This window comes from Pseudomonas sp. PDM01 (assembly GCF_014852325.1).
Taxonomy (GTDB): domain Bacteria; phylum Pseudomonadota; class Gammaproteobacteria; order Pseudomonadales; family Pseudomonadaceae; genus Aquipseudomonas; species Aquipseudomonas migulae.
Window position 1 is genome coordinate 26,227 of sequence record NZ_JACVBK010000012.1, and the last position, 21,392, is coordinate 47,618.

The following is a 21,392-nucleotide window of genomic DNA, read 5'->3' on the forward strand; positions in this document are numbered from 1 at the left end:
GCGTCACTCGCAGCACGCAACCCTGAACAAGACGGGCGCCCGACAAGGCGCCCGTTTTTTTTACTCCGGTGTCAGCGCTATTCGTCCACGCTGATACCCGATCCTCCCAGTTCGTTGGGAACATCCTTCAGCTTGGGCAACCCATCCTTCATGCGCAGCACGCTCTCCTGATAGTGCACGTGAACGCCTGGCGAGTACGCGAGATCCGGAATGATCGCGGCATACACGTCGACGAGCCCCATGCCCGGGTGTTCAGTGAAGAGATGCCCGCCACACGTCTTGCACCACTTGCGGTAACTCTGCGGTGTCTTGTTGTAGGTGCCGATGTTGTCAGCCCCGCGAGTCACCTGCACCGCCTCGGGTTTCCACAGCGTGAAGGCGTTGACCGGTCCTGCTGACCAATGCCGACACGACTCGCAATGGCAATAACCCATCCCGACCGGCTCGCCACTGACCGTGAGCTCGACTGCGCCGCAAAAACAACTGCCCTTGTAAGACCGTTCACTGTTCATTGCATAACTCCCATCAATGGTTTGCCTTCACCCGTCGATATAGCGCACTGCAGTCGCCGGTGTGCGCCGCACCTGCAATTCGAAAATGTCAGGGCGCGCGTAATGCCCGGTGACGTCGAGCGCTCGCCGCGCTGGCGCCACCTGTGCGACGTCGATGTCCGCATACAAAATGCCGGCCTCCCGGTGCAATGGACCGGCGACGATCCGGCCTTGCGGATTGACCACCACCGAGTCGCCGTCGTTGATCCATTCCTGCGGATCGGGAAACAGTTGCGCACGCGCCGGAAAGTCTTCGGGGATGTCGCTGCCGCGCAGTGCGGTGCCACTGCCGAGCACCCAACAGCGTCCTTCGAGTGCAATGTGACGCATCGTGCTGATCCAGCCATCGCCCGTGTCGTACGTGGGGGCGACGTAGATTTCCACTCCTTGAGCATAGAGTGAATAACGTGCCAGCGGCATGTAGTTTTCCCAGCAGATGAGCGCCCCCACGCGACCGACCGGTGTCTCGACCGTACGCAGGCCGCAGGCATCACCAAAGCCATGCACCATGCGCTCGGGATTCGTTGGCATCAGCTTGCGGTGTCGGTTGAGCACCGCGCCGTTCGCGCCGATAACGACTACGCTGTTATAGAGCGTGCCGCCGCCATTGCACCGGTCGCATTCATTGATGCCGCACACGATCGTCACGGCGTGAGCCCTCGCGGCCTCGCACAAAGGGCTCAGGTCACCGTTCGTAATATCAACGGCGTTGGCCAGCAGTCGCGTGTGCAACTGGCCCATGACAGCCCCGTCCTTTCCCGCCGCCAACCGCCAGATCCACGACGGGTAACCTGGAATGAACGACTCGGGCAAAACGATCAGCGAAGCTCCCGCCGCCGCAGCTTCGGCGACCGATTGCACGGCCCGGGCGATCGTTGCGCCGCGATCGAGCAGCACGGGCGGGCGCTGAATAATGGCAACCTTGGTCATGGCGTTCACCTTTGGTTCTTGGCTTCGAAGGCTTGAGCGTGCGCGTGGCGAAGCGGCGGGACTAGTTCAGAATCTGAAGCGTTGTAATTGCGGAGCCCAGGCAATGGACGAAAGCTACGGTCAGTTCTGCACGGTCGCACGCGGTGCCGAAGCACTGTGTGAGCGCTGGACACCTTTGGTCGTGCGCGAACTGTTGTGCGGCAGCAAGCGCTTCAACGAACTGCACCGCGGCGTCCCCCGGATGTCCACCAACCTGCTGACACAGCGGCTGCGCCATCTGGAAGAAATCGGCGTCGTGCACCGCACAGCCACGGGCAAAGTCTGGGAGTACAGCCTGACCGAGGCGGGCAAGGAGTTGCGCCCCATCATCATGGCGCTGGGGCATTGGGGCGCGCGCTGGATCGGCAGCCGCCTGCGCGATGACGAGCTCGACGCGGGCTTGCTGATGTGGGACGTGCGTCGGTTCGTGCGCATCGAAACATTCCCGCCGCGACCGGTGGTCATCCACTTCACGTTCCGCGACGCACGGCCAGGCGAACAAGCGTGGTGGCTCGTGGTTGAAGAGGGTGTAGCCGACCTGTGCCGCGACGACCCTGGCCGCGAACTGACCCTCGTCGTGGACTCCAGCGTGCGCGCATTGACCGAGGTATGGACGGGCGACCGCACGCCGGGGGACGTTCTTCAGTCGCGAGAGCTGCGTGTGGATGGCGCCGTACAAGACGCGAAAAGCCTGTGGCGCTGGCTTGGCACGAGTGCGTTCGCGGGCACCCGGAGTGCGGCAGTGACCCGGTAATTCGCCTGAGTCTCAGGCGCGTTAACTGTCGGGAGTCATACGATGTTGAACGTACTTTTCATCTGCAGCCAAAACCGCCTGCGCAGCCCCACGGCCGAACGGCATTTTGCTGACTGGCCCGGCGTGAAAACCGCGTCGGCGGGCATCAGCAACGATGCGTATGTTCCGGTCAGCCTGGAACTGCTGCAGTGGGCTGATCTGATCGTTGTCATGGAGCCCATTCATCGCAACAAACTGATGGCTCGATTTGGTTCGGAACTGGCGGACAAACGCGTCGTTTGTTTGGACATACCGGATATTTTTCAGTACATGGAACCGGCGCTGATCAAGCTATTGGATGAGAGGGTTGCGCGGTATTTGCCTTCCTGAAGTGAGCGGCAAAAGACGCCCCGTCAGCCCTGCAATGCATTCTCTGCAATGGACTAGCCTTGAGTAACATCATGCGGGAGTAAAACGCCATGTCCGTCGCGCTCAGAAATCTGTTTGTCCTGGCCTTGGGCGGCTTTTTTTGCATGGCCGCATTCGGTGAAGGAGAAGCGGATACCGATCACCCACCGGCAATACTCCCGCTGGAATCCGAGGCGCTGCCAAAACTCATTGCCTATCCGCCGCTTGCCGAGCCGTTGGCCCGCGGCGTTGTCATCATCCAGTATCGAACAGAGCACGCCAGGATCATGCCGGTATTTGGCAAGGCAGCGGGTGAAGTTTCACCTCGTCTCAGCCACCTCCACGTGACGGTCGATGACTGGAAAGGTACGTGGGCGCATACCAGTGACGGCCCGATTATCCTGGTTGGACTGACGCCCGGTGCTCACAAGGTTCTTCTGGAAGTGGCCGACCCGACGCACAAGATCCTCACCGGTACGACAGTGAGTTTTACCGTTCCCGAGAAGAAATCATCGAACGTCTCCCACATGGACGCTGGTGGCTGAAGCGTTCAGCGGGTGTTTCATCGTCTGGTGTTTTTCAGGGGCGGCTATTCAGCTGCCATCTTCGTAAACCACTCACTTGAACTGAGCAACCAGCCAGTCCTTCAAACGCCCGCACGCAGGATCATCCGCCTTCTTCTCATTAATCATCAAATACTGAACCGCCTCTCTGAGCGTCAGCTCTTCCGTCACCGGCCGAACCAGGCGCCCCTGCTGTACCAGATGCCTCACCAGATGATCCCAACCCAAGGCGACACCTTGATTGTCCAGCGCCATTTGCACCAGAAGGCTGTAGTCGTTGCTGCTGAAGTAGTGCGGATTTTCCGAGGCCGGGATCTTCAGGTCATGGGACTGGAAAGCGAACCACACATTCCAGTCGACCTGTTCCGTCAACTGGGAACGGCCATAAGGGTTGAGGTCCAGCAGCACGCTGTTGCGCATGCCCTCCAAAGTGCTCAGTTCTGGATGCGCTTCCAGATAACCAGGCGTGCACACGGGATAGACGACTTCGTGAAACAAGGGGATTCGCAGATAGCCGGGGCGCAGATCACTGGTCTGGGTGATGAAAATGTCCGGAATGATTCCGGGCTCCATCACCAGAAAATGCTGGGTGGTGATGACATTCAGGTCGACATCGGGATTGGCGCTGAAGAAGTCTTTGAGCCTGTGGGATAGCCAAAGCGCCGACAGGGCGGGCGAGCAGCAAAGTGTCAGGGTGCGCTTGTCGCTTTTTTCCCGACGGATTCTTTCGGTTGCTTGAAAGATGTTGAGCAAGGACAGCTGCGCAGCATCGAAGAGCGCTGTTCCCGAGGCTGTCAGCCTGACTTCCCTCCCGGTGCGCGTGAACAACTCGGTGCCCAAATAGAGTTCCAGCTCGCGAATCTGACGGCTGATAGCCGCCTGGGTGACACACAATGCCTCGGCAGCCCGAGTGAAGTTCCGGTATTTGGCAGCGGCCACGAAGGATCTCATGGCCTTGAAGGACGGCATTGAGAGCAGGGCCTGATCAGGCTGTGAGCTTTTAGCCATAACAAAAACTACCTGTTTTCTCGAAAAAAAAGTCGGTTCTGCCCATCGGGCTCCGGGTCCACACTCTACCGCACGAAGGGCTGCGGACCATGGGCCAGGCAAAGATCTGCCCAAGTGGCGCGCAATGGCCCCAGCTTACCCTGTATCGCGCAGCAAAATAGCCGGCGTCACGGCCCATCGAACCGTCAGCGCGAACACCAGACCAAGGAGTCGAAATGCCGTACCGAACAGCAACGGAAGCGTTCATGCAAGGTGTCCGGGCGCTCATTCCATTGAGTCCCGGTGTCGTTCCTTTCGGCCTGCTGACGGGGGTCATGGCGATCAACATGGGCATGTCGCCCGGCACGACCATGGGCATGACGCTGCTGTTCTACTCGGGTTCCGCGCAGATGGTTGCACTGCAACTGCTGCATACGGGGGTTGTGCCGCTGGCAATTGTCGTCACTGCGCTGGTCATCAACTTGCGCTTCATCATGTACAGCGCGTCACTGGCGCCTTACATGCACCATTTGCCCAAGCGCTGGACGTGGCCTTTGTCCTACATGCTTTCTGACCAGTCCTACGCGCTGTGCAGTCTCAAGCTGTCTTCAGGCGAGCTGGGGGCATTCGCACATCACTACTATGCAGGCACCGCCGTGGCCATGTGGCTGTCCTGGCAATTGTCGGTATTGGCGGGCGTCTACCTGGGCGCAAGCATCCCCGAAACCTGGTCGTTGAGCTTTGCCATACCGCTTTCCTTTCTGGCACTTCTGGTGCCCGGCATACGTAACGCGGCGAGCCTGGGGGCTGCGGTGGTCGGAGGGATGCTCGCGGTGTTGGCGATCAACATGCCCTACAACCTTGGGTTGGTCACCGCTTCCATCGGCGGGGTCATGGCGGGACTGTTGATCGAGACGGCTCGCAAGCGCCCATTGAGCGAGGCACGAATCCATGACGGCGAGAGGGAGGCACCATGAATGATTTAGCCTTGTGGGGGATGTTCCTGGCGGTCGGCCTGGGAACCTTCGCCATGCGCCTTTCCTTTGTCGAACTGTATGGCCGGCTGCGCATCCCGGCATTGCTGAGTCGAGCCTTGCTTTACGTACCGGCGAGTGTGCTGGCGGCCCTTGTGCTGCCCGCGGTGGTGTACCCCAACGGGCAGAGTGAGTTCGTGTTGAACAACCCGCAGATACCCGCCGCCATTATCGCGGCCTGGGTCGCCTGGCAGACTCGCAATACAGTCCTGACACTGGCGGTCGGGATGGGAGGGGTGTGGTTATTCAAGTTTATCGGGCTGTAGCGCTCCTGGACGAAACGCAACACCCGAAGGTTCAGTCAGTTTTCAGGACCATTTTCACGTCGCGTTTCGCCTGGTTGCGCCAGACGCTCACGGTCGCCTTGTAGCCGACGCGCATGCGCGATGAGATGTCAGCGACGTCTTGGGCACTGGCGACTTCCTGGCCGCCGATTTCGACAATGACATCCAATGGCTTGATGCCGGCTTTGTCCGCTGCACTGCCTTTGACCGTGTCGATCACCCAGGCACCCTGTGCCGACGGCAAGCCCGCAGCCTTGGCATAAGAAGAATTCACCTCGCCGAGGTTCATGCCTTGCAGGTTGGAGGAGGGCGCAGTGTTTTGCGCCGCCGATGTGCTCACCGGTAACATCGAAACGGGCGTACCTCCGGGCCCGACCACCACGGGCAGAGTCTGAAACGCCTGGTAGCGCCAGACCTTGAGGTTGACCGTGGAGCCTATGGGCGCCTTGGCCAACTGCAAACGGAACTCTACGGAGTCGGCGACAGGCTGCTCATTGACCGCCACGATTAAATCATTAGTCAGTATTCCGCCCTGCTGCGCCGGGCTGCCGGCGCCAACGTTGTAGACCACTACGCCGTTGGTCGGCATGGAATACAGCGACGCTTTCTGTGCGTCGACGGTTTCCATGGCGATGCCGATTTTGCCCCCCGGGAAATTGGCCGTTTTGCAGCCTTTCTCCTGCCAGGCCGGGCTGGCCGCGACTTTACGGGCCTCCGCAAGCTGTTTGACCAGCGCATTGGAGCTGGTCATATAGCCCGCCGCTTCGATAAGGGACATCTCAATGTACTCGCAGCTACGCGAGCGATAGCGGTCGGGCGTCTCGCGGTCGATGAGGCGCTGCATGTTAGCGTTTTGATCTGCCGCTAATGGAGCCTGCGTCGTACCGGCAGGCACGTCGTCGTAACCTCCCGAAGCCTGCACGGCAGCACCGTACATATAGTAAAACGGGTCCAGTTGATCAACGATGCAACCGCTCAGTGATGACATCATCGCCGTCACGCCCAAGATTCGTCCCACGTTCTTAAGGCGTGTGTCCATTGTTTGTTCCCCAGAGATTCTTACGGCAAGTGCCAGAAATTCAGCGTTGTCGCGGCAAAGTAAACCAAGCTGATAGCACAGCGCTACCGTGTTTTTTTGACGCCAGGGCTGCGGACGCTCGACATCGGGGCGCGCCTTTTGGCGGGCCTATACTTCAAACGTCAGCACACTCGATGCGACCTACGTCGAGTGATCGTTCACGAGAGGAGAAGATCATGGCGCGTAAATACATCGACTGCCGCGAGTTTCCAAGCGATACCAAATGCTCGGTCGCGCTCTGCGCAGACTCTGAAAACGAACTGCTCGAGGCTGCCGCACAGCATGCGGTCAGTGTTCACAAACACACCGATTCACCGGAACTGCGTGCTCAACTGAAAACGATGTTTCACGACGGCACCCCTCCCGTTGAAGCACCGCGCTCGGTTTAGCATAAAAAGGGACAGGCTGCGATTAGATGAGAATTGTCGTCTGTCCCGTTTTTCTATGGTCGCCACTAAAGGTCCCAAGGATTAAAAGGTACTACCCGGTAACGGGCCGGCGGGGCGGATAAATACTACTGCTTCTGATCTTCCACCTCCTTCCAACTGTCGTCTGGATCAAACCGTTTCATCGACTGCGCCAGTTTGTAACCGTCAGGTCCCAAGTCTTTCTCGAACACTTGGCCTTCATGACTGATCATGAAACTCATCACCCCGGTGTCTTTATATTTCGTCGGCCAGGCGATCAGTGCAAAACCGCGACTCATCTTGTCACCGATAAGGTAACTGTAGGCGCCACCCGGTGCCGAAGGGCCCTGGCCTTCAAGGATGCGAAAGTGATAACCGTGCCAGTCTTCGTCGGCAATGCGTTGGCCGAACAAGGGGCCCAGCGGGCTGATCTGACCGCTGTCGTCGTCCTGCCAATAGAGCCCGTCGTGTTTGCCGGCGGTGCTGAAAAACTTCTGCGCATACTCAAGGGCGCCGTCACCGTCACGGTCCTCTGACGCATAGTCCATCTGGGCGTCGTGGTACGTCAGCGCCGATTGCAACGCGGCCAGTTCGTTGCGGCCAATACGACGGACGCGGATTTCTGCGCTGCCGGCCTTAATGTCAAAGCGCCAACCTTTCTCCACTTTTGTCATGGGGATCGGCAATGTCCAGTGGTCACTGCCCACCGACAGGATCGCCTTGCGGTCGCTGGCTTTTTCAATGGCATGTTGCTCGTGGTATTGCTTGATGAACGCATCCACATCACTGCGTTCCACTCCTTCACGCGGGATGAAACTGCGCCATTCAGCGCCCAGCAACTCTGTCAGGCGTGCCTGATCGGCGTGTTCCGTACCCAATGCGTCGACGAACGCTTGAGCGGCTTTTTCTGGCGTGGGAAATACCTGCTGTGCCGTGACAACGCACGACCATGCCAAGCCGGCAGCGATCACCAAGGCCTGAGCGGGCAGGCCCATGAGCGTATTCATTCGAGGATAGTGTTTCAACGACGGCCCCCCCCCCTTTGACGTGCAGGCGGACTGGATGGCCGACTGACCTGATGGCCAGCTGATCGCGCCGCACTGGGACGTTGCGCGGATGCCTGGCTGGCCCGTCCACGATTGACCTGCGCGCTGGTTTGGGACGGTGCGCGCGCTCCGGCGAATGCGTTGTTGCGGGCGCCGCCCTGACTGGCGGCGGGTCGTTGTGGCGCCCGTTGTGGCGCCGTTTGGCGCGTCTGGGCACGCTGATTGGCGTCGGCGGTCTGTCTTCTGGGCTGCTGACTCTCGCGAGTGTTTCGGGCTGTGCCTTGGCCCCTGTCAGCTGCCTTCGGTCTGTCTGCGGCTTGGCTCCTGTCAGCCACCTTCGGTCTGTCTGTACCGGCTTGCTTGCGATTGAGGCCCGCAGTCTGGGCGGCACTCGCTCGATCACGGGCTTCGCGGTTACTGGTCGCAGGTCGCTCGATACCGTGCCTGTCCATGGAGCTTCGGGCTTTTTCACGGGCCTGGGCGCGCTGGGCATTGTCCCCGCGATAGGCATCACGCTGGTTGGCACCATCCAGTTGGCGGCCGTACTGTTGGCGGCTCCTGTTGTCGCGATAGGGCACGCCATCGCGATGAATGGAGTTGTGCTGCCAATTGTTATTGGTGATCTGGTTATTACGGTTGATGTTGTTGTAGCGGTCGATGTCGATGTCGACATCGTTATTGCCCCAGTCACATTCACCCCACAAGGACGCGACGATCGCGACGCCGGTCCCAAATGCCAGCCCGGCCATCAATGCCGAACCGGGGTAATAGGCGGGCGGCGGAGGGTAGTAAACAGGCGGTGAAGCCGGGTAGGCCCAGGTGCCGTAGGTTGTTGTCGGGTTGTAGGTAGGGACGTACACCACCTGCGGATCGGAGGGCTCAATGATAATGGTGGTGTTGTTGGCAGGGAGCTGAGCCGGCGCTGGCGCTGAGGGGGCTGGTGCGGGTGCGGGTGGCGCCGCTGCCTGAACCGTGACGTTCTGATACTGGTTGCTCTGCAGGTTGCCGGCTGCTTGCGCCTGATGACGCAAGCGTTGCACACCCTCCATGACATCGTCGGGCTGCGCCAGGAATGCATCACCCAGGCGCTGTACCCAAACGGGATCCTGTCCCAGCGTTGCAAGGACCTGCGGAAAAGCCACCAACGCCTGCACGCTCGGATCCCACGGCTGGCTAGCCACTTGTTTGACCGCATCATCACCCTTGGCATCGGGGTGCGCCTTGGACCAGGTCACCGCCTCGGTGACTTCCCCAGGATAAGTTGTGGCCATCAGCACCTGAGCCAGCAACGGGTCCGGGTAAAGCGCAATGGGCGCCAACATTTGATCCAACTGCTCTTCGGTAAACACCGCGTCTTTGACCGCCGCCGCGACGGGCGTCGGCTCGGCAGCGCTTGCAGCCGCCTCCACTGGCTGCGCGTGAAGGGCAGGGCTGCTCAGAAACAGTACGGCTGACATCGCGAAAAACAACGGAATGCTCATCGCGCGGCCTCCATGTGGCCAGGCAGGTTTGAAACGACTGGATCAATGTCGGGAAAGTGAAAGCAGGTAGCCTCAATGCCTCAGGCTAAGGGTAGTAGCTAAGATATTTTTCGCCATGAGTTTTGTGTGGTGGTTTTTGGGTTGCAGACCTGTGTGACTGACTGTGTTTTGCGCCCGCACGAAAAAGCCCGGCTGATCAGGCCGGGCTTTTTGGGTATTGCGGTGACGCGATTTGTTTATACAGCGCGGCTTTCGATCAGGCGGTCGGAGCCACCTTCAGCAACGCGGTTTTCGATCAGGCGGTCGGAGCCGCCTTCAGCAACGCGGTTTTCGATCAGACGGTCGGAGCCGCCTTCAGCAACGCGGTTTTCGATCAGACGATCCGAGCCACCTTCAGCAACGCGGTTTTCGATCAGGCGATCCGAGCCACCTTCGGCAACGCGGTTTTCGATCAGGCGGTCGGAGCCACCTTCAGCAACACGGTTTTCGATCAAACGATCCGAGCCACCTTCGGCCACACGATTCTCGATCAAACGATCCGAACCACCTTCAGCCACACGACTTTCAATCAGACGATCCGAGCCGCCTTCAGCGACAACCGGGTGAGTCGAGGTAGCGGCGAAAGCGTTAACTGCAAATACCGAGAAAGCGATGCTGAGAATGGTTTGGCGTTTCATGATCGTGTGCTCCGGGGTGTTGTTGGTTGGTATGGAGCAGATGTTACGCCGCGGATTTTTTAAGAGAACTTCATTGAAGTGATGGTGACCATTGACGGCATTGATAGGGCGAGCGGCATGTCTCTGGTGAGTGTGATGATGGGGTGCAGCCCCGGCAGCCGGAACGTGGCAGCGCATTGATTACATTGCGTATCAAAGGCGAGCAGGCCAAGTGTGACGATTCGGGATTTGGGCATACTTAGCGGTTTGTACCGTATGAAAGGCTTCACATATTTTTTTGTGAAATGGCTTCGCTCAGCGGGCTCGTAAATGGATCCCTTCGCCTCAAGGCACAGATTGAAACCGTAGAAAAACGGGTGCTTGTGGGCAGTCATCTCTGTCAGCTGCACAAACTGTAGGAGCGAGCTTGCTCGCGATGGACCAAAGAACCCCGCGTTACTCCAGGAACCCCGCGGCTACGTTCAAGACCATCGCGAGCAAGCCCCGGCAACTGAGTCGGCCTGTGCGCGGGATGGGTAGTGCTAGTCATGGGGACTATGCTGTTGCTGGACCAGTTCACGGTTGAATAGACTGTCTTCTTTGGCGTCTAGCGAGAAGCGCAATGTCTACTTCGTGAATGTTTTTTGCCCCGAGGAATATCTGACCTGTCGTATGGCCGCCCTCAGGTACCACTATGAACCGCCGCCACGTTATCAGCTGATTAGAAAGATGGAGCTTCTGTGATCTCAGGATATCGCACCCGCATTTACCGTTTCATCGGTGCACTGTTATTACTACTCGTTGCTTTGGTGTTGGCTCTGGAACTATATGACGCTCTGACCACTTGGCAATTAGACGCATTGACAGGGCCTCGTCGAAACACGATTAACGAACACCTTGTATTCGACGAACAACCAGAGCGCTTTGTTTTGTATCTGCTGCAAAAAGTCATGTTTTTCATTTTAACCGTCGTAGTAGGGCTCGTTATGCTATGGGAGGCTCTGTCGGGGCGACGGGCGTACGAGCACCGGCAATAACGGCAGTTTGCTCACCGTTTGCGGTCCGAGCCTTTTTGATTGCAGCGGTGCTTTTAGTGCTTGCCGTTCTCTACATCGGGTACTACGAAGCGCTTGAAGATGGTGACATCGAGACCATCCTGTTTATCAAGAAACACCCGACTGTTCGGATGAAGTTCTACAACATCCACGCCAATGATGGGGAGATCAGAAGAGTAGAGCGCCTTACGGAGGAGGAGCGGAAGTGGATTATCGACTACTGCAGATACAGATTAGGAATCGACACGGCGTTAAGGACTCAGGACGACGTTGAAGTTTGCAGGAAGAAATAACCAGCGGTTGGGCAACACGGGTGGTCAGATCCAGAGACAAAAAAACGGGCGCTTGTAGCGCCCGTTTTCATTCACACCTTCGCCTGCGCCCGCAATCGTCTACCAATCACATCCATCAAGTCACAACCATCGCGCAACGGAATGGCCAGCAGTTTGGAGAAATCCGACAACACCACCGTGTCGCAACCAATCTCGGCGCGAAAGGCGATGTTTTCCAGCACCTGTGTAACTGCGCGAATTCGGTAATCAGCTGCAGCTTGCAATACGTCGAGTGGGGCTTCGGTGTCGATGAGCAGGGAGGCCGGGACCAGGTCGATTCCGGTGAGGGGCATGTATCTTTCCATGGGTGAAACTCCGATCAAGGCAAAGTTTGACTGCCCCTCAATCGTCGCCAAACGAATGGGTGACAGCTGTACGCAGGTTGGCGAACCGGGATCGGAAAACCGGCAGACCCGAAGGTCTCCCGCGCACAGCTGCCATAAAGACAGCTTTGCGGGCATGCAAAAGCGACTGCATTAAAGCACAGCGCTTTTGCATCCGACCGATCAGGTCGCCAAACCCGAATCGCCATTTTGGGCGACGGGTTGGACTATAGGCTTCATCAGAGTGGCGGGGAAGGTGAGGGATTCCGAGGTTTGTATCGGAATTTTAATAGCGTCCTAGGACCATTACGCGCCTTCCGTGGGCGACTGCTATCGACCCTTGGCGGCTGGTGGGCAGTGGCAGAAAGCCGACAGTAACTGCTCACTTTGAGATGTGTTCAGTTCGAACTTGGCTCTCAGCTGCGGTTCCTCATGAGGCAGAAGTACAATTACTCGAATTGGCAAAACAAATGCCAGCGCCAAACTCCTGCCTCAGGAAACCGGAGTATCCGGCGTAAAAAAATAAGCAAGGCCCAGGATCAGATACACGGTGAGCAATTGCACCCCCTTGAGCCAGTCTGAGCGCCCGTCGCCCGCTACCTGACCGGTGATCAGCACTGCGAGCAACAGACTTAGTACCAAGCCATTGGAGAACGCAAGGTCCATGGCAGTAGCGTTGATGAAGTAGCTCGCCAGTACCAGGACGGGCGCAACAAACAACGCCACTTGCACACTAGAGCCAATGGCGATGGCTAGCGTGAGATCCATGCGGTTTTGCATGGCGGCTGAAATAGCAGAGGCATGCTCCGCCGCGTTACCCAGTATCGCAATGACGAAAACACCCATGAATAAATTGCTGAGGCCGAGCTGACGGGCCGAGGGGTCGATTGCGGCCACCAGGATCTCACTGACCCAGGCGATCAACGCGGTCGCTACCGCCAAGACCAACAACGCCTTGCCCTTCGACCAGAGGCGCGCCTGGTCCGAGTCGTGTTTAAGGTTGGGATCGCCGGAAAAGGAGTTTTTGTGAGTGACAAGCGAGTACACGAGGAACAGGGCGTAAACCACAAGCAGGACCAGGGATATATAAAGGCTCAAAGATTGAAGACCCTTCGGCGCCCGAGCTGCGATAACGGCGTTGTAGGCCGCAGGAATCACCAGCGCAATGGCCGCTAATGTCAGCAGGGTCGCCTGCGAGCGGGCGGCCGTAGCGTTGAACCGTTGTTCTTGATGACGCAGCCCGCCAGCGAGCATGGCCGCCCCCAGGACCAGCAGGATATTGCCAACGATAGAACCCGCAATGGACGCCTTCACCACATCGTACAGACCTGCCCGCATCGCGCTGAGCGCAATGATCAGCTCGGTGGCATTGCCAAACGTTGCGTTCAGAAGTCCGCCCACACCTTCACCGGATCGTTCCGCCAGGTGTTCGGTTGCCCTGCCTAACCAACCCGCCAACGGAATGATCGCAAGCGATGCCGCCAGGAACACCACTAGATGATGCGTTGGGGCGGCGAACTCCAACACAATAGCTATCGGAACGAAGAGCAGCATCCAGGTGAGCATCGCGGCGCCCCTTGCATTTGTGTGAACAAATCCGTTGCTTGAAACCTGATAAGGATGGTTCGTTGCTGCTTCTGCGTCAAAACAGACGCTTAGGCGAATTTGCTTTCAACAATATGGCGAATCAGTAGAACACGAAGGCATAGGCTTGCGCGCAACAGTAAGTTTTTTTGAGCTTTCAACTAAACTTTTAAGTGTCGTTCCCGAGTGTCGGAGACAATTCTATGGTACTGCCGATCGAGTTAGTCGCCAGGCAGCCTACGCCCTTTTGGGTAGTTCATGCCTACGGTATGAACATAAGGTTCTCTGACCAGAAATCCGCCGAAAAGTACGCGACCAAGTTAGAGGAGCGCGTATGTGCCCCCCACGCTCTCCCATTGGAAATTCAAAAGCAATGGACGGTTGAGCACTTTCGAATGGTGCGCGGCGCCTGACGATATTTGTGATTTTATGCCGTGCCCAGCTACAGGGTATAAGTTGCGCTAAACCAACTCTCGGCAGGTATACGCAGTCTGTTCGGTGGCACGAGAATAAAAGGTGTCAGATCTCTTTTATTGTAGTCTAAAAAAAACGGGCGCCCTCAGCGCCCGTTTCCATTCACTCCTTCGCCTGCGCCCGCAATCGCCGACCAATCACATCCATCAAGTCACAACCATCGCGCAACGGAATGGCCAGCAGTTTGGAGAAATCCGACAACACCACCGTGTCGCAACCAATCTCGGCGCGAAAGGCGATGTTTTCCAGCACCTGTGTAACTGCGCGAATTCGGTAGTCAGCGGCGGCTTGCAATACGTCGAGTGGGGCTTCGGTGTCGATGAGCAGGGAGGCCGGAACCAGGTCGATTCCGGTGAGGGGCATGTATCTTTCCATGGGTGAGATCTCGTTCAGTTAAATGAGACCGCCAACAGATCGTCGCCAAACGAATAGGGTGGCAGTTGCGCGCAGGTTGGCGAACCGGGAACGAGTAACCGGCAGACCCGAAGGTCTCCCGCGCGCAACCGCCATAGTACAGCGGTTTTGCGGTTGCGACGACGCCTGCAAATGAGCAGGCTGCCCTCGCACTCGTAGCTCAGGTCGCCAAACCCGAATCGCCATTTTGGGCGACGGGTCGGACTATAGGCTTCATCAGAACGGCGGGGAAGGTGACGCATTCCGAGGTTTGTGTAGGATTTTAATAGCGTCCTAGGACCATTACGCGCCTTCCGTGGGCGACTGCTATCGACCCATAGCAGCCCTTGATGTATGTGTGTTGTCGCCATATGTTATTGGCATTCATGGAGGATTCTGACTGATGGCACGCGTGGGATTGATACTGACACCCGGTTTTGCGGACTGGGAATATGCTTTCATTGCTGGAACTGCGTCTCCGTTTTACGGGATCGACGTCAGGTTTTTCGCTTCTGCTACGGGGCAGTTCCTCTCGCAGGGTGGATTGGCTGTAACTGTCGATAGCAGCTTGCAACAATGTCTGGACTGGAAACCGGACGTTGTTGTCGTCATTGGAGGAATGGTCTGGGAGCGTGCAGAAGCACCGGATATTCGAGAGTTTCTTCATGCTAGTCGTTCAAGTGGAGCGACAATTGCCGGTATCTGTGGGGGAACGCTGGCACTTGCGAGGGCCGGGCTTCTCGACACGGTTCCTCATACATCGAACAGCGCTGACTTCTTACAGCAGAATGCCGTAGGTTATGAGGGGCGCTCGCTTTATCGATGCAGTGCAGTGGCTGTGGTTGCAGACCGCATTATAACTGCTCCAGGCCCTGCACCCGTTAGCTTCACCTGCGCAGTGTTCGAAGCTGCCGGGCTATCTTCAGAGATCACTTCTCAATTCAGGTCAATGTTGGCAGCGGAACATCGGTGACTGCTTCGTCCTGCAAAACAGCCAATCTGTTGCGTCGACCGGTTGAATCCACAGCCGAAAGCAGTCGTTCGTGAACGACAACAATCGGCCAGAAGCAGCCGCGTGAGCGACGGCGTCCGGCCGAGCATCTCCACGTCAGAAGGTGATTACGATCTTTCCAAACTCTGGCCCTTTGAGTTGCTGGGCGAAGGCATCCCTGGCATCGCTAAAGTCAAAGCGGTGTCCAATAATCGGGTGGATTCCTTTGCGCTCGATGAAGGTATTCATCTCCTCGAACAATTGCCGCGAACCGACACGCACGCCGCGTACTGTGACCGTACCGCCAAGAATTAGCATTGGGTCAATCTTCCCAACCGGATTGATCAGGCCAACCAAATGCACCGTACCGTCACGGCGCGTTGCGAGTATGGAGCGTTCCAGCGTATCAGGACCAACGGTCTCGATGACGTGATCAACACCTTTCCCACCGGTCAGCTCGCGTGCTTTTTTGTGCCAGTCCGGATCGCTTTGATAGTTGATCAAGTGATCCGCCCCGGCCGCAGCTGCGCGCGCCAGCTTGGCGTCGCTGGAGGACGTGACGATAGTTCGGGCGCCCAGCGCACTGGCAAATTGCTGTGCGAACAGGGCTACCCCGCCGGTGCCCAGAATGAGCACTGTTTGCGAAGGGCGTACCTCTCGCACGGCATTCCAGGCTGTCACCGCAGCGCAAGGTAACGTGGCGCCCTCTTCGTAAGACAAATTCCGGGGTAATGCCACCAACCCTTCCTGGTTGAAGACACGGTATTGCGTCAGCGTGCCGTCAATCCCGTGACCAAGCGTCGTGCTCGAATTTGCGGCGTGATCGGCGAGGGGGCCATACAGCCAGTCCTGCACAAAGTTACCCGCCACGCTATCGCCCACTGCGAACCGATTTACATGCTCACCAACCGCTACGACTTCGCCAGCGCCGTCCGATAGCGGCACGGTTGGGCGAGGCAGCTGAATACCCTGTGCGCCAGCCAGGTAGAAATTGTCCTTGTAGTTAAGTGATGCGGCGCGCATCCGGACCAATACTTCGTATGAGCCGATGGCAGGCACGGTCTCGGTAAACAGTTGCAGCGATTCCAGGCTTGGCGCTGTCAGCCGATAGGTTTGGGACGTCTTCATGCTTCAACCTTCAATGCGTTTTGTTCAGCCAGAGTCGGGTAGTCGGTATAGCCTTGCGATCCGCTGGAATAAAACGTCGCGAAGTCGGCGGAATTCAAATGAGCGCCGGCCTGCAAACGATTTACCAGATCAGGATTGGCCAGGAATGGCCGACCAAAGGCAAGAAACTCGGCCTCGTCTCTTTCCAGCGCGCCTGCCGCATTGGCCTGGTCAAAACCACCTGCCAATACGAGTGGGCCCTTGAAAGCGTCGCGCATGGCGTCACGTAGGCTGACCGGCAGCGGCGGCAGCCCCATCGACTCGAAGTTCACCAGGTGCAGGTACATGAGGCCGAAGCTGGAGAGTTGCCGACAGAGCTCGACATATTGCGCGTCCATTTCCGCATAGTTGAATGCACCATTCGATCCACTGTGGGGCATGAAGCGGATGCCTACACGCGTCGCGCCGATTGCAGCCACCACTGCCTGAACGACTTCCAGAATGAAACGGTTACGCGCGGACGAACTTCCGCCGTATGCATCATTGCGTTGATTGATGGTTGCGTTGAAAAAGGAATCAAGCAGATAACCGCCGCCGGCATGCAACTCCACACCGTCAAAACCGGCTTCAATGGCGAGGCTCGCTGCGCGCGCAAATTCGGCGACGGCCACCTGAATATCGGTGGCACTCATCGCGCGTGGCGTGGAGGTGGCCTGCATGCCATGTGCGTCAGTATGAATGTCACCCGGTGCGCGCTCCGCGCCGGGGCCAAGCACTTCTGCGCGGAGGGGCAAATTGGCAACATGCGCAACACGACCGGCATGCATTAGCTGAAGCACGATCTTGCCACCCTTGGCATGCACTGCGGCGGTGACCTGCTTCCAGTCTTGTACGTGGGCACCATTGAATAAGGCTGGCATCCGCGCGTAACCCAGGCCATTCGGTGAAGGCGAGGTGCCTTCAACGATGATCAGCCCTGCGGATGCGCGCTGGGAGTAATACTCGGCCATTAAAGCGTTGGGAGTGTTGGCTTCAGTTGCCCGGCTGCGTGTCATCGGCGCCATGATGATGCGATTCTTTAAATACAGTTCGCCAAGCTGCGCCGGGTGATGCAAAGAGAGGGTCATTACAGGCTTCCTGTGTAAAAGGTGCCCGCAATGTTAGGTCGGGAGTTATTATGGGAAAAGATGAAGCAATGACATGTACTCGTGCATTTTTGGGATGATTGATCTTGGACTTGAATGACATTGCCCTATTCGTTCACGTGGTACGTGCGGGCAGCTTTGCAGAGGCTGGGCGACGCTTGGGTATTCCGCCCAGCACTGGCAGCCGTCGTCTGCAAGCACTGGAACGCAGCGTCGGCGTACGCTTACTGCAGCGTTCAACGCGCCGTTTGGCATTGACAGATGCCGGCCAGGCCTTTTTTGCACAGTGTGCAGAGCAGATCGACGCACTGAACCAGTCTGCCCAGGATCTGGCAGATAGCAGCAAAAAGCCGAGCGGCCGGGTTCGCGTGGCAGCCGGCGTGGACTTCTTAAACTGGTTTCCCATGGAATTGATTGCGGACTTCATGGCCAAGCATCCCGCCGTGCGAGTGGAGTTTGTGCTTAGCGATGCTCGCGCCGACTTACTGGCTGACGGCATTGATGTCGCCGTCAGGTCCGGCAAAATGGTGGAGCCAATGCTGGTGGCAAAGGAAATCGGTTGGATTGAGTGGCGTATGGTTGCCAGCCCCGACTACCTGTCCACACATGGAACACCGATCAGTCCGCAAGATCTGACCCAACATGAATGCATCACGCGGCCCGCGATCGGAAGCACTCCGGTCACATGGCGATTGCGTGGTCCAGACGGCATGATCGAAGTGCCCGTCAGCAGCCGTTTTCAGGTGAACACTCATCAGGCACAGCTAGGCGCTGCGCTGGCAAACCTGGGTATAGCGCTGGTGCCATCCCTGACCACACTCGCACCTCTAGAACAAGGAGTGCTGAAGGAAGTTTTGCCCGGCTATAGCCATGAGGCAGGTGTCTATTTTGTATTTCCGAGCAGGCGGCATATTCCCCGCGCAGTTAGAGCGTTCACGGAATTTGCCAGTACTGTCCTGTTTGAGCGGGGCATGGTTCTGCCTTCTTAGTATCAACGTTTGGAGAGCTCTTAAGGGTTCTTTATCGAGGAAGTGATCACTCAGCCAATGGGGCGCAGCGCTGGACGATTTACCCAATCCGTTGCGTCGACCGGTTGAATCCACAGGCGAAAGCAGACATTAATCACGCTACCCACTCTTTCTAAAATGGGCACGCGTTACGGTCAGCCCCCTAGCGTAGAATTTCCTGGATGCCAGCCCCCACCCGAGACGGACCCTCAATGCAAACCCCCACCACCCAACACCCCCTCTGGAAAACCTACCTCCTTTTCCTCACCCCCATGGTCCTCTCCAACTTCCTCCAATCCATGTCGGGCACCGTCAACAGCATCTACATCGGCCAAATGCTCGGCACCCAAGCCCTGGCCGCCGTCTCCGGCATGTTCCCCATCGTGTTCTTCTTCATCGCCCTGGTCATCGGCCTCGGCGCGGGTGCGAGCGTGCTCATCGGCCAAGCCTGGGGCGCGCGTGAACCGCACCTAGTGAAAACCATCGCCGCCACCACGTTGCTGTTGGGAGCAATCATCGGCCTGACAGCGGCGGTGCTGGGCAGCGTATTCGCAAGGCCAGCCTTGCAAGGCTTGGGCACTCCAGCCGACGTGCTGGACGACGCCGTGTCCTACGCCCACGTGATGATGTGGATCATGCCGTCGCTGCTGGTCTACGTGCTCTTCACCCAGCTGTTGCGCGGGGTGAGCGATACGGTGTCGCCGCTGATCGCATTGGTGGTGTCGACCTGCATCGGGTTGGCGTTGACGCCCGCATTGATTCGCGGTTGGTTCGGGTTGCCGATGTTGGGGATTCAGAGTGCGGCGTATGCGGGATTGGTGGGGAATTTGTCGGCGATGGGGTGGTTGGCGTGGCGGTTGATTCGGCGGGGGCATCCGTTGGCGCCGGATCGGGAGATGTTTGCGGCGATGCGCCTGGATCGGGTGATTCTCGGCAAGGTGTTGCGCATCGGTTTGCCGACCGGGTTGCAGATGGTGGTGTTGTCGGTGTCGGAGTTGGTGATTCTGGCGCTGGTGAATCAGCACGGTTCGCAGGCGACGGCGGCGTATGGGGCGGTGACGCAGATCGTCAATTATGTGCAGTTTCCGGCGTTGTCGATTGCTATCACGGCGTCGATTCTTGGGGCGCAGGCGATTGGGGCAGGGCGCATTGAGCGGATGGGGCCGATTCTGCGCACCGGGTTGTTGATCAATGTGTGCCTGACCGGTGGGTTGGTGGTGTTGGGTTACCTGTTGTCGCACTGGTTGCTGGGGTTGTTTCTGACGGACGATTTGACTCGGGCGAAGGCCGAGCACTTGTTGCACATCATGCTCTGGAGCCTGTTGGTGTTTGGCTTTCAGGCGATTGTCGGCGGGATCATGCGGGCCAGCGGCACGGTGTTGGTGCCGATGGCGATTTCGATTGTGTGCGTGCTTGGCGTGCAGTTGCCGATGGCGTATGTGCTGGACGGGCAGTTCGGATTGCAGGGTGTGTGGATGGCGTTTCCGGTGGCGTATTTGGGGATGCTGATGTTGCAGACGCTGTATTACAAACTAGTGTGGCAACATCAGAAGATTGAACGCCTGGTGTAGATTGGATCCTTTATTTCAAATCTGGCCCTAATAAGTATGACTGTTTTAGTTGGAGGGGCACGGAATGCGAGTTGGTCTCTATTGCAGATATCGTTAGTGAGGTAACAACTAATGGATCCAATGGAAGAATCTAAGGCCTCAAGTAATTTACCAGGCCAGTTATCACGTGGCTTTCAGGGAAGTTGGGTATTATCCATCGAGGCGAGTTGTTTCTTCTGAACTAACCGTTTGTCGGTGGTTTGCACGAAAAATGAACATTTTTGCTTTAATGCCCTCTGATACTTCAGCACGTCGCCATGACCTGCCCCTGCAGCTGCAGAAAGAGAAGTGGATCCCGAACCTCATATGCATTGAATGCAAATGAGGATTTTTTTACCTGAAATTCAGGAGCCAACAAATAGCCGAACTTGATTTGCCGGGCAAATTAATCGGTTCAGCCGCGCCAAATCACTGATTTGGCTTGTCTTTTATCAGTCGAATCTCGTAGGGCCTGTAACTCGATTAGAGCCCCGCTGAACTAATGATTCGCACTGTATAATCAGTTGGAGAAGTACCGTGTCTATAAATACAATTATGAGTCTGGTCGAAAACAAAGAGTGTATGGAATTTGTGCGGTTGGGTGTTGTTTATGCTCACTTGGTCGCCTGTTGTGTTGCCATTGGTTTGGTGTTGACCAGTGATATAGCCATGGTTAAGAACTTGTTGAAGGGCAAGGTGTTTTCGGAACACGATAATGCGCATCTGGAAAGTCTCCAGACGTCTGTCGTTGTTGCATTGATTGCTTTGTGGGTCACCGGTATTGCAATTGTGGGTATTGATTACCTGGAGAAGGGAGTCGAGTACTTCATGAACCCGAAACTTCAAGCCAAAGTGATCATTGTCATGTTGCTGACGTACAACGGCATCTTGTTGCATCGCCTGGTGTTGCCGGCTATGCAGAAGGCCGGATCGCTGCTCAAGCTCGAGTTTAGCGCTCGGATGCTGGCGCTGTTCTGCGGCTCGCTGTCGGCGGTGTCCTGGATGTATGCGGCCCTGCTGGGTGTCGGACGCCCGTTGGCCTGGAAGTATTCACTCTCTGAACTGTTGATGGCGTATCCGCTGTTGATTGCACTGGGTTTCCTGGCAATGCTGGCATTGACTCAACGAGTGATAAAACAGAACGACGATGTGGTGCCGCAGCGGGCTGTTGCGAGTGCTTGCTAAGTTGTAACGT

Annotated in this window: 23 protein-coding genes; 11 read left to right on the top strand and 12 right to left on the bottom strand. The window is 57.3% G+C overall.

What is annotated here, in order from left to right; all coding sequences use genetic code 11:
* Positions 1-77 precede the first annotated feature (77 nt).
* Positions 78-512, bottom strand: a complete 435-nt coding sequence (locus IB246_RS25865; protein ID WP_008039556.1) for a GFA family protein — start codon at positions 510-512, stop codon at positions 78-80.
* A 27-nt stretch (positions 513-539) separates the two neighbouring features.
* Positions 540-1,481, bottom strand: coding sequence for a carbon-nitrogen hydrolase family protein (locus IB246_RS25870; protein WP_008039557.1), 942 nt, complete (start codon positions 1,479-1,481; stop codon positions 540-542).
* Positions 1,482-1,584: 103 nt separating this feature from the next.
* Between IB246_RS25870 and IB246_RS25875 the strand changes: the two genes are divergently transcribed.
* The 3 genes from IB246_RS25875 (at position 1,585) to IB246_RS25885 (ending at position 3,206) form a co-directional block, all read left to right on the top strand.
* Positions 1,585-2,274 (top strand): winged helix-turn-helix transcriptional regulator, encoded by a 690-nt coding sequence (locus IB246_RS25875; protein ID WP_008030799.1) that lies wholly within the window; start codon positions 1,585-1,587, stop codon positions 2,272-2,274.
* Positions 2,275-2,316: 42 nt separating this feature from the next.
* Positions 2,317-2,643, top strand: a complete 327-nt coding sequence (locus IB246_RS25880; RefSeq protein ID WP_008039559.1) for a low molecular weight protein tyrosine phosphatase family protein — start codon at positions 2,317-2,319, stop codon at positions 2,641-2,643.
* A gap of 89 nt (positions 2,644-2,732) precedes the next feature.
* The gene (locus IB246_RS25885; RefSeq protein WP_008039561.1) at positions 2,733-3,206 is read left to right on the top strand and encodes a DUF6130 family protein; all 474 of its coding nucleotides are present in this window, start codon (positions 2,733-2,735) and stop codon (positions 3,204-3,206) included.
* 72 nt (positions 3,207-3,278) lie between these two features.
* On the opposite strand, the gene IB246_RS25890 is transcribed toward IB246_RS25885, so the two are convergent.
* A complete protein-coding gene (locus IB246_RS25890) occupies positions 3,279-4,232 on the bottom strand; it encodes a LysR family transcriptional regulator (RefSeq protein ID WP_008030806.1) in 954 nt (317 codons plus the stop codon).
* A gap of 215 nt (positions 4,233-4,447) precedes the next feature.
* Here IB246_RS25890 and IB246_RS25895 point away from each other — a divergent pair, with 215 nt between their 5' ends.
* Together IB246_RS25895 and IB246_RS25900 are read left to right on the top strand one after the other, a co-directional pair.
* A complete protein-coding gene (locus IB246_RS25895; RefSeq protein ID WP_008039563.1) occupies positions 4,448-5,188 on the top strand; it encodes an AzlC family ABC transporter permease in 741 nt (246 codons plus the stop codon).
* On the top strand, positions 5,185-5,511 hold the full coding sequence (locus tag IB246_RS25900) for an AzlD domain-containing protein (protein WP_008030811.1): 327 nt from the start codon (positions 5,185-5,187) through the stop codon (positions 5,509-5,511). The genes IB246_RS25895 and IB246_RS25900 overlap by 4 nt, the downstream gene beginning before the upstream one ends.
* A 31-nt stretch (positions 5,512-5,542) precedes the next feature.
* Here the strand turns inward: IB246_RS25900 and IB246_RS25905 are convergent, their stop codons facing one another.
* The gene (locus tag IB246_RS25905; protein WP_318652995.1) at positions 5,543-6,529 is read right to left on the bottom strand and encodes a PDZ domain-containing protein; all 987 of its coding nucleotides are present in this window, start codon (positions 6,527-6,529) and stop codon (positions 5,543-5,545) included.
* Positions 6,530-6,783: 254 nt separating this feature from the next.
* On the opposite strand from IB246_RS25905, the gene IB246_RS25910 reads away from it, so the two are divergent.
* Entirely contained in the window at positions 6,784-6,996 is a 213-nt protein-coding gene (locus tag IB246_RS25910) for a DUF1059 domain-containing protein (protein ID WP_008030813.1), read from the top strand.
* Between the two features lie 125 nt (positions 6,997-7,121).
* Here the strand turns inward: IB246_RS25910 and IB246_RS25915 are convergent, their stop codons facing one another.
* The 3 genes from IB246_RS25915 to IB246_RS25925 all read right to left on the bottom strand — a co-directional run bounded on the left by IB246_RS25915 (position 7,122) and on the right by IB246_RS25925 (position 10,218).
* Entirely contained in the window at positions 7,122-8,009 is an 888-nt protein-coding gene (locus tag IB246_RS25915; RefSeq protein ID WP_008039568.1) for a DUF2950 domain-containing protein, read from the bottom strand.
* Between the two features lie 26 nt (positions 8,010-8,035).
* Positions 8,036-9,541, bottom strand: a complete 1,506-nt coding sequence (locus tag IB246_RS25920) for a DUF3300 domain-containing protein (protein ID WP_008039570.1) — start codon at positions 9,539-9,541, stop codon at positions 8,036-8,038.
* A 236-nt stretch (positions 9,542-9,777) separates the two neighbouring features.
* Positions 9,778-10,218, bottom strand: coding sequence for a hypothetical protein (locus tag IB246_RS25925; RefSeq protein WP_008039572.1), 441 nt, complete (start codon positions 10,216-10,218; stop codon positions 9,778-9,780).
* 1,051 nt (positions 10,219-11,269) lie between these two features.
* On the opposite strand from IB246_RS25925, the gene IB246_RS25930 reads away from it, so the two are divergent.
* Positions 11,270-11,545: a hypothetical protein gene (locus tag IB246_RS25930; protein ID WP_008039575.1), complete on the top strand. Its 276-nt coding sequence runs from the start codon at positions 11,270-11,272 to the stop codon at positions 11,543-11,545.
* A gap of 71 nt (positions 11,546-11,616) precedes the next feature.
* Here the strand turns inward: IB246_RS25930 and IB246_RS25935 are convergent, their stop codons facing one another.
* From IB246_RS25935 to IB246_RS25945, 3 genes are all read right to left on the bottom strand, one after another.
* The gene (locus tag IB246_RS25935; RefSeq protein ID WP_008039577.1) at positions 11,617-11,889 is read right to left on the bottom strand and encodes a hypothetical protein; all 273 of its coding nucleotides are present in this window, start codon (positions 11,887-11,889) and stop codon (positions 11,617-11,619) included.
* Between the two features lie 510 nt (positions 11,890-12,399).
* The gene (cax, locus tag IB246_RS25940; RefSeq protein WP_008039584.1) at positions 12,400-13,473 is read right to left on the bottom strand and encodes a calcium/proton exchanger; all 1,074 of its coding nucleotides are present in this window, start codon (positions 13,471-13,473) and stop codon (positions 12,400-12,402) included.
* 594 nt (positions 13,474-14,067) lie between these two features.
* Entirely contained in the window at positions 14,068-14,340 is a 273-nt protein-coding gene (locus tag IB246_RS25945) for a hypothetical protein (protein WP_192230206.1), read from the bottom strand.
* A 421-nt stretch (positions 14,341-14,761) separates the two neighbouring features.
* Here IB246_RS25945 and IB246_RS25950 point away from each other — a divergent pair, with 421 nt between their 5' ends.
* A complete protein-coding gene (locus tag IB246_RS25950) occupies positions 14,762-15,331 on the top strand; it encodes a DJ-1/PfpI family protein (RefSeq protein ID WP_008040567.1) in 570 nt (189 codons plus the stop codon).
* A 135-nt stretch (positions 15,332-15,466) separates the two neighbouring features.
* Here the strand turns inward: IB246_RS25950 and IB246_RS25955 are convergent, their stop codons facing one another.
* Both IB246_RS25955 and IB246_RS25960 read right to left on the bottom strand, forming a co-directional pair.
* Positions 15,467-16,477, bottom strand: a complete 1,011-nt coding sequence (locus tag IB246_RS25955; protein ID WP_008040569.1) for a zinc-dependent alcohol dehydrogenase family protein — start codon at positions 16,475-16,477, stop codon at positions 15,467-15,469.
* On the bottom strand, positions 16,474-17,583 hold the full coding sequence (locus IB246_RS25960) for an alkene reductase (RefSeq protein WP_008040571.1): 1,110 nt from the start codon (positions 17,581-17,583) through the stop codon (positions 16,474-16,476). The genes IB246_RS25955 and IB246_RS25960 overlap by 4 nt, the downstream gene beginning before the upstream one ends.
* Before the next feature lie 104 nt (positions 17,584-17,687).
* Here IB246_RS25960 and IB246_RS25965 point away from each other — a divergent pair, with 104 nt between their 5' ends.
* The 3 genes from IB246_RS25965 (at position 17,688) to IB246_RS25975 (ending at position 21,382) form a co-directional block, all read left to right on the top strand.
* Positions 17,688-18,590, top strand: coding sequence for a LysR family transcriptional regulator (locus IB246_RS25965; RefSeq protein ID WP_008040593.1), 903 nt, complete (start codon positions 17,688-17,690; stop codon positions 18,588-18,590).
* Positions 18,591-18,820: 230 nt separating this feature from the next.
* Positions 18,821-20,179 (top strand): MATE family efflux transporter, encoded by a 1,359-nt coding sequence (locus tag IB246_RS25970; protein ID WP_008040594.1) that lies wholly within the window; start codon positions 18,821-18,823, stop codon positions 20,177-20,179.
* A 555-nt stretch (positions 20,180-20,734) separates the two neighbouring features.
* Entirely contained in the window at positions 20,735-21,382 is a 648-nt protein-coding gene (locus IB246_RS25975; protein WP_008040595.1) for a hypothetical protein, read from the top strand.
* Positions 21,383-21,392: the final 10 nt, after the last annotated feature.